Annotated in this window: 11 protein-coding genes and 9 pseudogenes; 7 read left to right on the top strand and 13 right to left on the bottom strand. The window is 52.4% G+C overall.

The window, feature by feature from the left end; translation table 11 throughout:
- Positions 1-98: 98 nt before the first annotated feature.
- Positions 99-239: pseudogene (locus tag FTE26_RS20180) on the top strand (plasmid replication initiator RepA); the annotation flags it as partial.
- 879 nt (positions 240-1118) lie between these two features.
- A complete protein-coding gene (locus tag FTE26_RS06135; RefSeq protein WP_058671242.1) occupies positions 1119-1925 on the top strand; it encodes a DUF4225 domain-containing protein in 807 nt (268 codons plus the stop codon).
- Here FTE26_RS06135 and FTE26_RS06130 read toward each other — a convergent pair.
- From FTE26_RS06130 to FTE26_RS20015, 6 genes and pseudogenes are all read right to left on the bottom strand, one after another.
- Positions 1900-2226 carry a hypothetical protein gene (locus FTE26_RS06130; RefSeq protein ID WP_058671243.1) on the bottom strand — a complete coding sequence of 109 codons (327 nt, stop codon included), beginning with the start codon at positions 2224-2226 and terminating at the stop codon, positions 1900-1902. The two genes, FTE26_RS06135 and FTE26_RS06130, sit on opposite strands and share 26 nt — an antisense overlap.
- 131 nt (positions 2227-2357) lie before the next feature.
- A complete protein-coding gene (locus FTE26_RS06125) occupies positions 2358-3128 on the bottom strand; it encodes a TraX family protein (RefSeq protein ID WP_058671244.1) in 771 nt (256 codons plus the stop codon).
- Between the two features lie 349 nt (positions 3129-3477).
- On the bottom strand, positions 3478-3750 hold the full coding sequence (locus FTE26_RS06120) for a hypothetical protein (protein WP_204511150.1): 273 nt from the start codon (positions 3748-3750) through the stop codon (positions 3478-3480).
- Position 3751: 1 nt separating this feature from the next.
- Entirely contained in the window at positions 3752-3973 is a 222-nt protein-coding gene (locus FTE26_RS06115) for a hypothetical protein (protein ID WP_204511152.1), read from the bottom strand.
- Positions 3974-3985: 12 nt separating this feature from the next.
- Positions 3986-4279: pseudogene (locus tag FTE26_RS20020) on the bottom strand (thermonuclease family protein); the annotation flags it as partial.
- 15 nt (positions 4280-4294) lie between these two features.
- A complete protein-coding gene (locus tag FTE26_RS20015) occupies positions 4295-4480 on the bottom strand; it encodes a thermonuclease family protein (RefSeq protein WP_306416660.1) in 186 nt (61 codons plus the stop codon).
- Between the two features lie 4 nt (positions 4481-4484).
- On the opposite strand from FTE26_RS20015, the pseudogene FTE26_RS06105 reads away from it, so the two are divergent.
- Positions 4485-5654, top strand: a pseudogene (locus FTE26_RS06105) (Tn3 family transposase); the annotation flags it as partial.
- Between the two features lie 185 nt (positions 5655-5839).
- Positions 5840-5974, top strand: a pseudogene (locus FTE26_RS06100) (transposase); the annotation flags it as partial.
- Between the two features lie 332 nt (positions 5975-6306).
- Here the strand turns inward: FTE26_RS06100 and FTE26_RS06095 are convergent.
- Both FTE26_RS06095 and FTE26_RS06090 read right to left on the bottom strand, forming a co-directional pair.
- Entirely contained in the window at positions 6307-6657 is a 351-nt protein-coding gene (locus FTE26_RS06095) for a hypothetical protein (protein WP_058671248.1), read from the bottom strand.
- Positions 6658-7359: 702 nt separating this feature from the next.
- Positions 7360-8235: a LysR family transcriptional regulator gene (locus tag FTE26_RS06090; protein ID WP_032492461.1), complete on the bottom strand. Its 876-nt coding sequence runs from the start codon at positions 8233-8235 to the stop codon at positions 7360-7362.
- Between the two features lie 132 nt (positions 8236-8367).
- Here FTE26_RS06090 and FTE26_RS06085 point away from each other — a divergent pair, with 132 nt between their 5' ends.
- Positions 8368-9255 carry an extended-spectrum class A beta-lactamase SFO-1 gene (locus tag FTE26_RS06085; protein WP_032489477.1) on the top strand — a complete coding sequence of 296 codons (888 nt, stop codon included), beginning with the start codon at positions 8368-8370 and terminating at the stop codon, positions 9253-9255.
- A 49-nt stretch (positions 9256-9304) separates the two neighbouring features.
- Here the strand turns inward: FTE26_RS06085 and FTE26_RS06080 are convergent.
- Positions 9305-9514 (bottom strand): annotated as a pseudogene (locus tag FTE26_RS06080) (integrase core domain-containing protein); the annotation flags it as partial.
- A gap of 358 nt (positions 9515-9872) precedes the next feature.
- A pseudogene (locus FTE26_RS06075) lies at positions 9873-10094 on the bottom strand (integrase core domain-containing protein); the annotation flags it as partial.
- Between the two features lie 97 nt (positions 10095-10191).
- On the opposite strand from FTE26_RS06075, the pseudogene FTE26_RS06070 reads away from it, so the two are divergent.
- Positions 10192-10353: pseudogene (locus tag FTE26_RS06070) on the top strand (DUF6500 family protein).
- 56 nt (positions 10354-10409) lie between these two features.
- Here FTE26_RS06070 and FTE26_RS06065 read toward each other — a convergent pair.
- The 3 genes and pseudogenes from FTE26_RS06065 to FTE26_RS06055 all read right to left on the bottom strand — a co-directional run.
- Positions 10410-10569, bottom strand: a pseudogene (locus FTE26_RS06065) (recombinase family protein); the annotation flags it as partial.
- Positions 10570-10753: 184 nt separating this feature from the next.
- Positions 10754-10918, bottom strand: a complete 165-nt coding sequence (locus FTE26_RS06060; RefSeq protein ID WP_154590091.1) for a hypothetical protein — start codon at positions 10916-10918, stop codon at positions 10754-10756.
- A gap of 183 nt (positions 10919-11101) precedes the next feature.
- Positions 11102-13987, bottom strand: coding sequence for a Tn3 family transposase (locus tag FTE26_RS06055; protein WP_058671249.1), 2886 nt, complete (start codon positions 13985-13987; stop codon positions 11102-11104).
- Between the two features lie 125 nt (positions 13988-14112).
- Between FTE26_RS06055 and FTE26_RS06050 the strand changes: the two are divergent.
- Positions 14113-14310 (top strand): annotated as a pseudogene (locus FTE26_RS06050) (recombinase family protein); the annotation flags it as partial.
- Positions 14311-14393 lie beyond the last annotated feature (83 nt).

Raw genomic sequence — 14393 nt, 5'->3', positions numbered from 1 at the left:
TCAGACGCCGGATAGATTCAAGCAAGCCAACTTGTCGTCAAAATCGGTGTTGCAAAAACGGGAGTGACCATAGATTCCGTTTTCTGAGACGACCCCATGAACGACTCCATGCAATGTCTGAATGGATTTACCGCACCCTGCCGCCTGACGAAGCGTACTGGTGCACATCTGAGCGCCTGAAGGCTCTGGCTATCCAGCATCTTTACCAGCTGGATCTGGCGCTTTCTCCACCGGACTAGTCACAGACGACACAGCAGTCTTCCTGTTTACAGGCCCCTCACCGGGGCTTTTCGTGCTGGATTTTTTCGGCCATTATGCTCATTTTTCATCTTTCACTCCTTTCGTCTTCCGGTCACCATGACGTTCTGCCGGTCGTTATGGCCCGCAATGGCCACAGTCTCTTTTTTTTACACAGAAATCCGCAAACGAATAAGTGGAGTAACCCGGAAATGAATAAAAGACATTCCGCAAAACAGTCTTACTTCACCTTTTTTATCTCTCTGTTCATTACATTCCAGAGTAGATCTTTGTCTACGGCCACTCTGTGGATAACGTAAAATGCCTTCGCGTGCAGCGGCCTCACGGCCGCGCGCTCAGAAGGAAATCAAAAGTACCTCCCGTCGCAAGCGCCGGGCCCCGTTCTCGCCAGAACCAGGCACCGCATACATACCTGACCCCTGCTAAACCGACGCCGCCCCGGCCCAAAGGGCCGGAACACCCTCGCTTTAAGAGGGATGTTGTAACTAGAAATCAAAGCAGCTGCAGTTAGCGTCGCGGCAAGCCCGCTGTACACGCTCGTAAGCGCCTCACGGCGCTAACGCGGAGATACAGCCCGTCAGCGGCCTCTGGCCTCGACGGGCTCACTCCGACCGCGCACATTAGCAATCGGAAAGCTTTAAGCGGGTATAGCTTTGCAGGGAAAGGGATGGGATTGGCAGAACCTATCAATCCGTAACGGCTGATGCCGGTTACGACGCCCCTCACCAGAATCACCCGGTTCAGCTCCGGCTGGCGTCTCCATGCCGCTTCGCGGCATACATTTACCCTTTAAAGCAGGGTTGCCTAAATCCGGGAGCGCGATAAGCTTTAATGGGTAATTTTCAATCAGGATGAGAAAAATGGATATAATTCTTCCGGGAAACAAAAGCCAGGCACGAGTCTGGGCAGAAACCATGATTAATCTGGAGGCCCGCAAACTCGTCAATACCGCTAATATTGTTGGCGCCCGACATCTGGGGGATGGATTGACGCGTCTCAAATTCATCGATGAAATTAAATCTGTCATTAATGGCGAATTTGAGCGTGCCCGGCGGGCAAAGTCTGACGAAGAGTGCATGACCTGCCTGCGTAACCTGCAGGCCGAAAACACCAGTCTGCTTGAGCAGAGCCGTCAGCTCCAGACCGGTTATGCGAAGCTATATGCCCAGATCAAATACGTCAGGGATGAAGACCGGATGGTCGGTTATGTCATCTCAGGAATTAAAGTGGTGCTGGCAGGTATGCAGGGCGTATTTGGCTTCGTGCTGACTTCCTCAATGACCCCCGTTGGCGTTCTTGCCGGGGCTATTCTGATTGTCGACTCGGCCAACACGATAACCCGTGAAGTTGGTCGTCAGTTCCTGAATGAACCTGACACGCAGGGTATGTTTGGTGATGGTGCCATGAATATCGCTAAATTCATGGGATTTGAACCGTCAACAGGGTTGGGGATATACAACGGGATCGCGCTTGCAGGCAATATCTACAGTGTCTATGGATTAATGGCCAGACCTGGAACATGGCGTCTGTTTAACTATATAAGCACCGATTTTTACCGGAAAATCGACACCATGTCCCGGGGCAAACTGACAATGAAAATTGTGGGATGGGGGGTAAAGGCTAAGGTTGTTTTCGATCTGATCACTTCTGATGACGCTGGGAAATGAGATTCCGGCGGTAATGCCATGATTTATAGGCCAGCTTCAAAGGCATGGTAATCGTAAACAGAGTGCCAAGAACAAGAATAGCCACGCCAAAGGAAATGGCATGCATCCTCGAGCCAGCCAAAAGTGTGGCCACAAAAATCAGTAACATGACTGACAGCACCCATATCAGGGCCTTAAAACGGTTTGCCAGATCGTTCAGTAGGGTATCCATCTCCGTACCCGTTTTAGCTGAACTGGCCCGCAGCCGGACAATGTCCTCTTCACTGAAGCCGTGGTTCGTCAGATCACTTTCATGGTTCATGCTTCTCTCCTTTTCCCTGCGGGAAGTTTAACATGCCCTGCGCTAATAACCAGTTAAGCCCGACCGATAACCTCTCAGGTGGTTACGGGCTATCAGCTCTTTCTCACTGATAGCCATCACGTCATCCTAAGTCAGCCAAAAGCAGACTGTACCAGACCAATAATCCCCAGGTGGCCGGCGTAAGCATAATAAAAGAAATTACGCGGCATGAAACGCCTGCGGCCCTCCGGACAGATTTGCCTGCAGAATGAAACCACTGCTAGGGGGAATGCCAGAGTAGGCAGCGTGGCCAGTAATAATGTTTCTGCGGGCATATCCAGGAGATGCGATAACCCGTTTAAACAAATCAGTGACAGCACGGCAGTGATGGCTGCCAGCCGCTGCACTCCGGGTGTATCGCTGCCAGAAACCGTTGCCATACTGATGGCCAGCGTTATTCCTGCCAGCCCGTAGCTTGCCGGCTGCAGGGGCCAAATCATGAGGGCCAGGAGCAGATATCCCGCAAACATTCCTTTCAGGCCGTGCTGGTACTGCAGGGCAATCAGCTGCGTGACGCCGGCAAACACGAACAGAATGTTCAGGGCCCACCAGGGCTGGTGATGCCAGAAGGCCAGGCTGAACACCGGCTGAGTGATGACTGCCCAGATCCACAGGCGACTGGCTCTCTTCTGCAGTCGTTCCGGGGTGCGCTGTACGTTCATCGCCCATATAAGCGTGAACAGGGGGAAGGCCATCCGGCCAAGCGCATACATCACCGGCCAGGCTGGCGACAGAAACACCGTATTGGTGTGGTCGATAATCATGGCCAGAAGTGCGAGGAGCTTGGCCATATCGAGAGCAGCGGGACTGAGCTGGCTGGCATTCCGGATTGTGGGAAGAACGTCGGGTACTGAACGATTCATGCTGTAGATTCCCCTGGCGACACGCGGTTAACAGCCAGCCCTGAACATAATGCCAGAATGCCCTGCCGGTTTGCGTTGTGACCCTGACCTTTAGTTTCTCCAGAATCTTGCGCACCGCAAATTCTGATTTATCACACAGCACGCGCATTGCGCCTGCCACATCCTTATTCTGAATACAAATACTTAAAATATGAAAATCGTTCACACCGCCCCCTTTCTTACACTCTTATTATCGGCTGCATGAATATTATATTTAGTTGAGCAGGAAAATTCTTGATAAAATATTCATATTAACGTTATAAATTTTAGTTAATTTATCAACTCATTTCATATGAGTGACGAACGTTCATTAATTATCTGTATTGTTTGCTGAAGTCTTTGCCCTGACCAGAGCAAAATCCGCACAAATAGATTTTGCGGCAGGCTTCCACCCTTTAGCCCATTCCTCGTTCATACGGCCTTCACTGACAATTTTCAGGGTGATGGCATAAGGGGTGCGCTGCAGTTTCTTCGACAGCCAGAGTATATGATCATCGATTCTGTCATCCGAAATATCAGCAATAATCGAATGAATAAGGTCCAGGTCCTCCGGTGCCCACGGTTTTCCTGAACGCGGAAACACTTCATCCGGAAGGCGTGGTTTTTTTCTTTTCTTCTTTTACCTGCGTTTTAGCTTCTTTTTCCGCAGTGATGAGGCGCTGTCGTTCCGTTAAGCCTCCCAGAATTGCAACCGTCCTGACCATATTTTCACGCTGCTCACGCGTAATATTTACTTCACCACATATAATGGCATTTAAAGTATCAACAAGGTTTTCCAGCTTGCTTTCTGTTAATTTTAACGTCATTCAGAAATCTCCTTAATCATTATTCTTTTTTAGCCCATCCTGATGCAGACTACGCCAGCGCCAGGGCTCTGTCTGACCTGGTTCTGACCAGAGTCCGACTGACTGACGGCGGGCTTCAGCCTCCAGAACAGCGTAGTCTGGCCGGGCGGGTTTTCCGTGGTAGCGGTATGTCCAGGCCAGGCCTTTGCGTATCTGTTCGGCATTCACAGCCGTCACGCCAAGCCACAAGGTGCCGAGCAAACGTCCATAGCGATCCTTATCACTTCCGGTGACGCTTACATGCCGCTGAGCCACCATCGATGAGAGTTCCTGACGGGAACGCTAGCCAAAGGGCTGACTCTTTTCCGGCGCATCGATGCCAGCCAGGCGAATGAGCGTCAGTTGTTTTCCCGGCTCAAGCATCTCAACGGTATCACCGTCCAGGACGCGCACAATCCGGCCACTGATATCTGCACTGGCCGAAAACGACACAACGAACAGGACCAGCGAGCAAAACTTCCGTTTCATTATTCGTTATGCAAAAAAATACGCTGATGCAGACAGCCTGATAGCGGTCATCGTTGCTCAGGCGATGAATCATGGTCATCACGTGATGGCACGAACCAGCGATATTCCGTTCCATGTTCTGGAAACAATGTACGAACAGTACCTTCGCCTGGCGTCGCTTCTCACAGCCAAAGAATGCATTACAGATACCGTTAAGGAACTGCCGATTTTCCCGCTCTATTCGTTTGACCCGGAAACCCTTTATGGTGCCGTTGACGGGCAAAAATTTGGCGTTGAACGACAGACAGTAAAGCCAGGTATTCGCGTAAATATTTCGGCTGCGGTAAAGGTATGGTAGCCTACATGCTGCTGTGTAACCACATCCCGATCTATGGCTATCTGATTGGTACAAATGACTATGAAGGTCACCATGTTTTTGATATCTGGTATCGCAATACCTCAGAGGTGAAACCCACAGCCATCACCGGTGATATGCACAGCATCAACAAAGCCAACTTTGCGATCCTGCACTGGTTTGGCTTGTGCTTTGAACCTCATTTCACCGACCTGAACAGGCAGCTGCAGGTGCTGTACTGCACCAGAGAACCCTCGATGTCTGATTCAGCCCGTCGGGCAAATTGACCTGGACCTTATCACCCGGGGAAAAAAGCAATCTCGAGCGTATTGTCGCCACGCTAGGACTGAAGGAAATGACGCAGGGAACGCTGTTCTGCAAACTGTGTACTCACACAACAACTAACCCGACAAGACAGGCAGTATTTGAATATGACCGGCTTGTTCGCAGCATTACACGCTGAAGTATTCGCGAGATCCGCAGCTGGAACGCGATATACGTCGCTCCCAGAACCGGATTGAATCGTATCACTAGCTGCGCGCTGCAGTCGCCAAAGTCGGTAGAAAGAAGGAGCTAACCGGGAAAAATGACCTTTAAACGGAAATCTGCAATCAGTGCGGGCAGTTGATCTGCTACGAGAGCGTTTATTACAACTCCGAGATCCTTTCACGATTACTGGAACTGCTGGAAGCAGAAGGCAACAACAAGGGTATTGAGGCACTGACCCGGATATCACCGGTAGCCTGGCAGTATATTTTATTGAACGGGCATTACACCTTCAAGAGTAACAATGAAATTATTGACCTAGATGCACTGGTTGCGGGGCTGAAACTGGGGTAACGGAAAAATCTGGGGTTCCGGCTAAGAACACCTATATCAGTGATACCAGGGAACTTAATACGGAAGCTGCAAAGGCGTACACGCTAAAAGCACCTCTGTGTTCATGTGCGAGATTGGGGTGAGTACGTCGAGGTTAGGACTGCTGACGGACTGTATCTCAGCATTACCGGCAGCAGACGCAGACACAGGAAGAGATGCTCGGGCGCTATATGAGTCATATCCCGGCAAAGAATTTTAAGAAGGTCCGCTACTATGGCTTCTTGTCCAACCGGAAACGGTGCGAACTGCTGCCAAAAGTGTATGAGGCTCTGCAGATGGAGGCGCGGAAATAAACGGAGCAGCCGGGCTTCGCCGCGTAAAGGGTTCCTGCACACGGATCCGAATAAATGCCTTCTGTACGGCAATCGGCTACGCTTCAGCGGTGCATAGGCTGGCTGACACGCCACGGAGTTAGTGGCAGATGCACAGCATTGACCGGAAACGATGGCTTCTGTCACATGTCACAGGCTGCGGGATAAGTGAGTCTGAAAAACGTCTTTCAGGCTAGAAATGCACCGAAAACCACATTTTATCGGCACAAATTGCATTAGCACCCAACGATACCATTCATGGTAAGGATATTTTTAATAACGATGATTCATTTTCCTAACCATCAAGAGGCTGGTGTTTTATATTTCCCATCAAGTTGAGCCTGCATTTTCAGCCAGAAATTTTCTTGGCAACGATTATAAAACTGCTTTTTCTGCGGTGAAATGGCGTATCCGCCATCATGTACCACATCATAACTGACCCAACACTCATGACAAACGTCATTCGATTGGAAGGTTTCGGATTCCATTCTATATAAAATCTGAACGTCATTATTAAACACGTAAAGGATTTCGCACTCTTCTATCGTGTTTTCCCCTTCAGAGAATCGCTTGAGGGTTTCCGTTTTATTGACCGTTTTTACCGATGACGGCAGTGCATGGATAGCACAAAGGTATGTGTAAAGTCGATGCATGGCAATCTGCCTCCAAACTTGTCACTGTCGGAAATACTTTCCCAAGAATAAAGCAAATGCTTGTTGGTGAAAAGACGAAAGGGCAGCACTCAGGAGTCCCTAATATAAACTGCCGAGCAGTGCGCATCCAGTTATTTGAATGCCGCTTAGCGGCATGGAGGTGCCAGCCAACGCTGAATATAGCTTTATTGGTGATTGGCACCCTAACCCGGCGCAGCCTGTTACAGGTTTGATAGGTTCAGCCAATCCATCCCTGTACCCTGCCAGACATAAACCTGCTAAAAGCGATACAGAAGCTTTTGTGAGCCGTCGGAGTGCTCATGACAAGGCGAAGCCGCAGTCGGGGTGTATCTCCGCGTTAGCGAGCCGTAAGGGCTGCTTACGGGCGTGTTATTCAATACCTTCAGTGATATATCCTACAGCAACTCAGGACTCTAGTTACAACATAATCCATCACAGGCAACGCGCCTGCTTTTGGCTCCCCTAATACCTGTGTCTTCAGCCAAGATGATGACAGTTATCGGGGGGCATTCAGGTTCCGTTAAATCCCGTTACCTGTTCCTGAATGTTTGAACGGACATGTCCTGTCTCTGTTTGTTTTCGGAAGCCCGCATTTCTTCCGAAAAACCATTTTTTTGCTACCCGCCTGACTCACCACAAGCAATAAGTCTGGAAACCCGAGGGGCACAGCATGCTGCGCCCCTACGTATTATCTTCTGCCGCTTCTTTCAGTAACCATTCGCTAAATATTTCCATCGCCGGGGTCATTGCTTTCGATTTTAAATGGGTTAACCAGTAACTGCCCATATTGATTTCGGTAGCAAATGGGCGCACCAGCTGCGCGGTGGTTAGCTCCCGGACAAACATTTTCGCTGGGGCTAATGCCACACCGCCGGAATGGATAGCGCTCTCGATCATCAGACGGGATGAGTCAAAGATGGCGCCATTCACTCTCACAGCCTGCAAGCCAGCGGCAGCAAACCAGTTTTCCCACTCTTCAGCACGGTAAGAACGCAGTAAATCCTCTTGCAGCAGATCGGCTGGGGTAACGAGCCGCTTAGCCGTAGCTGGCGTGCACAATACGGTCAGCGGAGCATTAAACAGCATCTCGTTATGGGTTGATGGCCACAAACCCGTGCCAAAACGGATGGCGAAATCAAGCCCTTCGGCGGCCAGATTAACAACGTTGTTGTTGGTGCGCAGCCGCAGTTTGACAAAAGGATGCTCTTGCCTGAACCGATCGAGACGTGGTAACAGCCAGCCCACGGCAAAAGTGCCGACGGCAGCCACGGTAAGCACCTCCTGGAACTGCCCCCCTTCAAACTGCCGGAAGGCTTTTTCAATATGGCCAAAGGCGTCGGTTAACACGGCAAACAGCGCCCGTGATTCCTCTGTCATTTCTAAACCACGGGGTAATCGTTTAAACAGCACCATGCCCAGGCGCTCTTCAAGCAGCCGAACCTGTTGGCTAACGGCAGCCTGGGTAACATAGAGCTCCAGCGCTGCCCGAGTGAAACTCAAATGTCTGGCAGAGGCTTCAAAAGCACGTAGAGCATTCAGGGGAGGGTTAGAACGCATAGGTATTATCCAAAAGATTTTCTTTATGTTAGAGAAAATTCTTGTCGCTTGTCAATAACGGTCTAAAAGAAGATAGTTCTCGCCATCTGCAGAACAACCCGCTGAGTTAATCCATTTTATGTGAGGCAAAACATGGTTAAAAATACATTACGTCAAACCACCCTGATGGTCGCTACGGTTATGCCGCTGCTGTTCGGTAGCGCACCATTATGGGCTCAATCCGCTAATGCCAAAGCGAATATTCAGCAGCAACTGTCCGAGCTCGAGAAAAACTCCGGTGGCCGCCTTGGCGTGGCGCTGATCGATACCGCCGATAATTCGCAGATCCTGTATCGTGGGGATGAACGTTTTCCCATGTGTAGCACTAGCAAGGTGATGGCGGTGTCGGCGTTGTTAAAACAGAGCGAGATGGATAAAAATCTTTTGGCTAAGCGGATGGAAATCAAACAATCCGATCTGGTCAACTACAACCCGATCGCCGAAAAACACCTGGATACCGGGATGACCCTTGCAGAGCTCAGTGCCGCCGCCATCCAGTACAGTGACAACACGGCGATGAACAAGATCCTTGAGCATCTTGGCGGCCCGGCAAAAGTGACAGAGTATGCGCGTACTATTGGTGATAAAACCTTTCGTCTCGATCGTACCGAGCCTACTTTAAATACTGCCATTCCCAGCGATAAGCGTGACACTACCTCGCCGCTGGCGATGGCAAAAAGCCTGCAAACCCTAACTTTGGGCAAGGCGCTGGGTGAACCACAGCGTGCTCAACTGGTTGAATGGATGAAGGGGAACACTACCGGCGGAGCCAGCATTCGCGCAGGTCTGCCAGCCACGTGGGTGGTCGGTGATAAAACCGGCAGTGGTGATTACGGTACCACTAACGATATCGCCGTGATTTGGCCAGCGAACCACGCACCGTTGGTGTTGGTAACCTATTTCACTCAGCCACAGCAGAATGCAGAAGCCCGCAAAGACGTGTTGGCTGCTGCCGCTAAAATTGTCACCGAAGGGCTTTGAATCAGGGATATGCACCGCGTATCTGCGCCGGGATTTCGACTGACTAGTCCTAGCATAGGTTGACACTTTTATGCCTGTAAAACGCCTGATGCACCGTATCGGGCGTTTTGTATTTTAGTGCCTAGTGAGGCTGAACTCTGTTGTAAATTGCTATTGATTCCCTCACCATCTTTCTTGCCTGCTACAGATCTGCCGGGCGTGACAGCAAAAACTTCGTCTTCAGTATCTCGTTGACCTTTTCCGCCAATGCGTTCTGATAGGCTTTGTCGCATTAAGGGTTTCGCGCACATTTCCACGATAATGCTAACGTGGTCGGTAAAAATCTTTTATTTTCATTATATTGACCTTTTAAAAAAACCGACTGCCGACATTCACATTTTCGACTCTTCGATGATTTTATTGACCGTGGAACGTGCGATACTTATCATCTTTGCTATTTCTGTCGCTCCGGTTTCCTTTGACCTTCTCCCCGTTGATTCATACACACCGATGATAGTAATGTCTTCATATTGACGCGCTCCCAGTATGTGATCCATTCATAATTAGGAATATCCGGCTTCTGACCCCGCCCCCGAATATGCTCCAGTCATAATCAGGAATAACCGGCTTCATGTTGGTTACATATTCTGGCAACCGACAGATTTTTCTGCAAATTCGGACGGGGTCATCCATCCCAGAGTAGAATGGGGACGCTTCTGGTTATAGTGTATGCGCCAAGCCTCGATTTTGGACCGGGCATCTTCCAGCGACATGAACCAGTTTTCATTCAGGCACTCCTGCCGTAGCCTGCCATTGAACGACTCCACAGTCGCATTGTCCGTTGGGGTTCCCGGGCGTGAGGATCTTTAACCAATTCTGCCCATTCGACAGCGTCTGAGAGCATGTGTCCTCAGCAACTATAAGAGAAAGATAATGAGAGCCAGCATTTGAGCGAAGATTGTGAAGGTATGTGAAGCTAAGACAGCGGCAAAAGGGGATGATGTTGGCGTGTCATTTTATGCTTTTTTTGCCAACAAGAATGATGACCCGGAATTACTCATGTAAGTAGCCGAATGGTGGATCATGGAGATGAAGCTGGATCACTTTGAAAAAGCCTGAAAAATCATATCCCTTTTGTAATATAGTTGTAACTTAACTACTCCACTGCTGACAGAGTTTTCCTTTGCAGTAACTGAAATCGTACATATCAGAGAGGGACTGTAACCTGTCGCATCGGCTGTTTCGCGGATACTTAGTTTTTTAATACAGAACTTTCTCGTACCGCTCCTAGTCAGCCTGTTTACCCTGATATTTCCACATATTATGTGCGTGTTTATTCCGCGAAGTGAGGATGAAAAAAGCATTACGGCGTAAGCCGTAATAATCTCTCACCCTGCCAAGCTTGAACAATCCCAATTTAAGCCACGAAGAAGGTTATGTGAGTCGTCGGAGTGGTCCAGAGTAAGCCTTAATCGGGGCGTATCTCCGCGTTAGCGTGCCGTAAACCGTCCGATCGCAGTCAGTCGTGAAAACAGCCGCTGAACGCCAGTACGCGCATGTAAACCGTCAGATACTGCTCGTTGAGATTGCGCAGGAAATCAGCGACCAGCGCATCAACCAGCGCGGGACATCCGTCGTGATACTTAACTTCCAGAGCTCGAATATGCAGGCGCAAGTCGCTCATGGTGCTGGATAGCGCAGCCAGATCGTCACGCAGTTGTATATGTCCCTGATAATTTATTACGAAGCCTACGGCAGATCGTCGTTAGCGGCCGGGTACTGCTCCAGCAGTTCGTTACCGATATACCCAGAGCCTGTACGCCTCGCCCTATAAGGGGTCGTTTGCGGGAGGGGGCGGAATCCTACGCTAAGGCTTTGGCCAGCGATATTCTCCGGTGAGATTGATGTGTTCCCATCCGAGCGGCGAAACATGGGCCAAGAGATCGGGCGATAGCAGCTTTCCATCGCGTTTCTGGTTTGCAACGACCTCGCCGAGCTTCATGGTGTTCCAGAAGATGATGATGGCGGCGAGCAGATTCATGCCGGCGATGCGGTAATGCTGGCCTTCGGCGGAACGGTCGCGGATTTCACCGCGGCGGTGGAAGCTGATTGCCCGCTTCAGCGCATGATGAGCTTCGCCTTTGTTGAGCCCGATCTGGGCACGCCGTTGGAGTTCGGCATCCAGAATCCAGTCGATCATGAACAGGGTGCGCTCGACGCGACCGACTTCCCGCAGGGCTGTCGCGAGCTCGTTCTGCCGCGGATAGGAGGCGAGTTTCCGCAGAATCTGGCTTGGCGCGACGGTCCCGGCAGCAATGGTGGCGGCGATGCGCAGGATGTCGGGCCAATTGCGCTCGATCATGGCTTGGTTGACCTTTCCGCCGATCAACGCTCGCAGGTGCGCCGGGGCGGCCGACGGATTGAACGCGTAGAGCCGTTTGGATGGCAGGTCGCGGATGCGCGGAGCGAACCGGTAGCCGAGAATGGCACATGCGGCAAAGACGTGATCGGTGAAGCCGCCCGTGTCGGTGAACTGCTCGCGGATATGGCGTCCAGCATCGTTCATCAGCAGGCCATCGAGGATGTAAGGCGCTTCGCTTGCCGTTGCAGGAATCACCTGGGTTGCGAACGGCGCATATTGGTCGGAGACGTGGCTATAGGCTTTCAGGCCCGGGGTATTGCCATATTTCGCGTTGACCAGGTTCATGGCCTCACCTTGCTCTGTAGCGACGAAGAACTGTCCGTCGCTCGAAGCCGACGTGCCCATGCCCCAGAACCGGGCCATGGGTAACGCTGCCTGTGCCTCGACCACCATGGCCAGCGCCCGGTCATAGGCTTCGCCCTCGACATGCCACCGTCCAATGCGGATCAATTCCCAGAAGGTGTGGGTGTTTGTCGCATCCGCCATTTTGCGCAAGCCGAGGTTGATCCCTTCCGCCAAGATAACGTTCATTAGCCCGATCCGGTCAGCGCAGGGTGCTCCTGTGCGCAGATGGGTGAACGCTTCGGTGAAGCCGGTCGCCGCATCCACCTCCAGCAGGAGATCGGTGATGCGCGTGGGCGGGATCTGCTTGTAGAGATCGAGCACCAGATCTTCGGCGCCTGTCGGCGCGGCGGCTTCGAGTTTCTCGATATGCAGAACGCCGTTTTCAATCGACCCGCCCGGGATCGTGCCTGCGCGAGCGGCACGGCCAAGCTCGCGCAACCGCATGTCGAGGCGAGCTTGCCGGTCTGCCAGCCATTCCTCCGGCCGCAATGGCACAGCGAGACGACCGCCTTCCGCGATGGATTGTGCCGGAACGAGTGCGTGTTTCAGATCGCCATAGCGCCGGGACCTAGTAAGCCAGACATCTCCGGAGCGGAACGCATCGCGCAGATGGAACAGCACCGCGATCTCCCATAGGCGAGCGTCGCCAGCCCTCTGGGCCCGAAGGTGGCGATGCCATTTCGAGCTGGGCCGCAAGAAGCTGGTCATCGCGGCATCGTTCAAACCGGTACGAAGGGCCGTCACCGCTTCCAGAAGCGGCAGTGCAACGGGCGCAGCTCGCAGATCGAGCAGGCGCAACATGCGTGGAGCGTATCGGCGGAAGCGGTGATAACCGTCGAGCACATGATTGAGCGGATCGTCGGCCATGGTGGCGGTCAGCCTGGTTGCCATTGCAACAAGGGTTTTTAAGCCGTCCCACCCTGACCCACTCGCGATGACATCGCCCAGCGGCTGGCCATCATCCTGTGCATCGACCAGGGCGCCCCCGATCTCGGCGAAGGATTTCAGGGTGTCACGCACCACCCCCGCTTCGTCTGCGACCTTTGCATGGCAAATACGCTCCGAAGCACGGTAGAGACGGCCGACGATCCGGTCGTGGGTTTCGACCACTGCGTCGGCCAACATCGCCTGCCATTCCGAGACGCAAACAGCCAAGATCGCAAGCCGCCTGTCCTCCGGGAGATCGCGCATGCCGTCGGCATAATACCGTTCACCCTGCCTGCGCAGACGAGTCACCCGATGGGCAGGAACGCCGGCAAGCAGATCCTCGGGGAGATCGATGCGTTGCAGATATTCGAGCCGGTCGAGCAGCCGGTTGGCCGACGAAGAGTTCGAGCCAGGCTCGAACTGGCGCAGCCACACAAAACGGGTCACCCGATCATCAGCCGTCTCCTCGAGCAATGCCAGCAACTGTTCTCGGATCGACATAGGCAGCCGACTGGCGATCCTCGTCTCGATGCGTCGCTCGGCATCGACGAGAGCCGCGGCACAAAGCCGCTCGATCGTGGATGTCGCGGGAAGGACAGTGCGGGTGCGTCGGCACTCGGCTACGAAGCGACGGGCGATATCCTCGTTCGACACCGCCATCTCCGCTTCTCGGAACAACCATTCCTTCAGCTCGCTCGCACCACGCCCGGAGAAGGTGCGGAAGCCGTAGAGCCCCCGTAACTCGGCAAGATGCTCGTGCCGTGTTTCCTCGCGGGCAGCATAGTCTACGAGATCGTCGGCACCCAGGCCAAGCTGCGCTCCGATAAATTCGATGACCTCTGCAGGGATCAGTTCGCCTGGAGCCAGCACCCGGCCGGGATAGTGCAGGACACACAATTGCAGGGCGAAGCCGAACCTGTTGTGAACGCGCCGACGCAGCCTGATATGCCCAAGGTCTTCATCACTCAGCGTATAGTGCTTGAGCAAATCCGTCTGTGAAGTCGGCAAGCGCAACAGCGCGTCTTTCTGCCGATCGGTTAGAGTGACGCGACGCGGCATACATGTTCCTTTTTCAAAATCTGATAGCGTTCAAGACGCTTTATTTATGAAGCTGGTTGAGATACATTTCCAGAGGTCAATGCAATCGTGGCCGAAGCGCCGCCTCAAACCAACGTTTGTGATACATGCTGATCGGATATGCCCGCGTCTCCAAAGCCGATGGCTCGCAGTCTCTCGACCTGCAGCACGACGCCTTGCGCGCCGCAGGTGTCGAACGGGACAATATCTATGATGATCTTGCTTCCGGCGGTCGTGATGATCGCCCTGGCTTGACTGCCTGCCTCAAGTCATTGCGTGACGGCGATGTGCTGGTGGTCTGGAAGCGGCACTGTTGCAAATAGTCGGTGGTGATAAACTTATCATCCCCTTTTGCTGATGGAGCTGCACATGAACCCATTCAAAGGCC

Source organism: Escherichia sp. S10b, from assembly GCF_028421345.1.
Lineage (GTDB): Bacteria > Pseudomonadota > Gammaproteobacteria > Enterobacterales > Enterobacteriaceae > ECMA0423.
The sequence above is the reverse complement of the archived record's forward strand: the minus strand, read 5'-3'. Positions and strand labels throughout refer to the sequence as shown.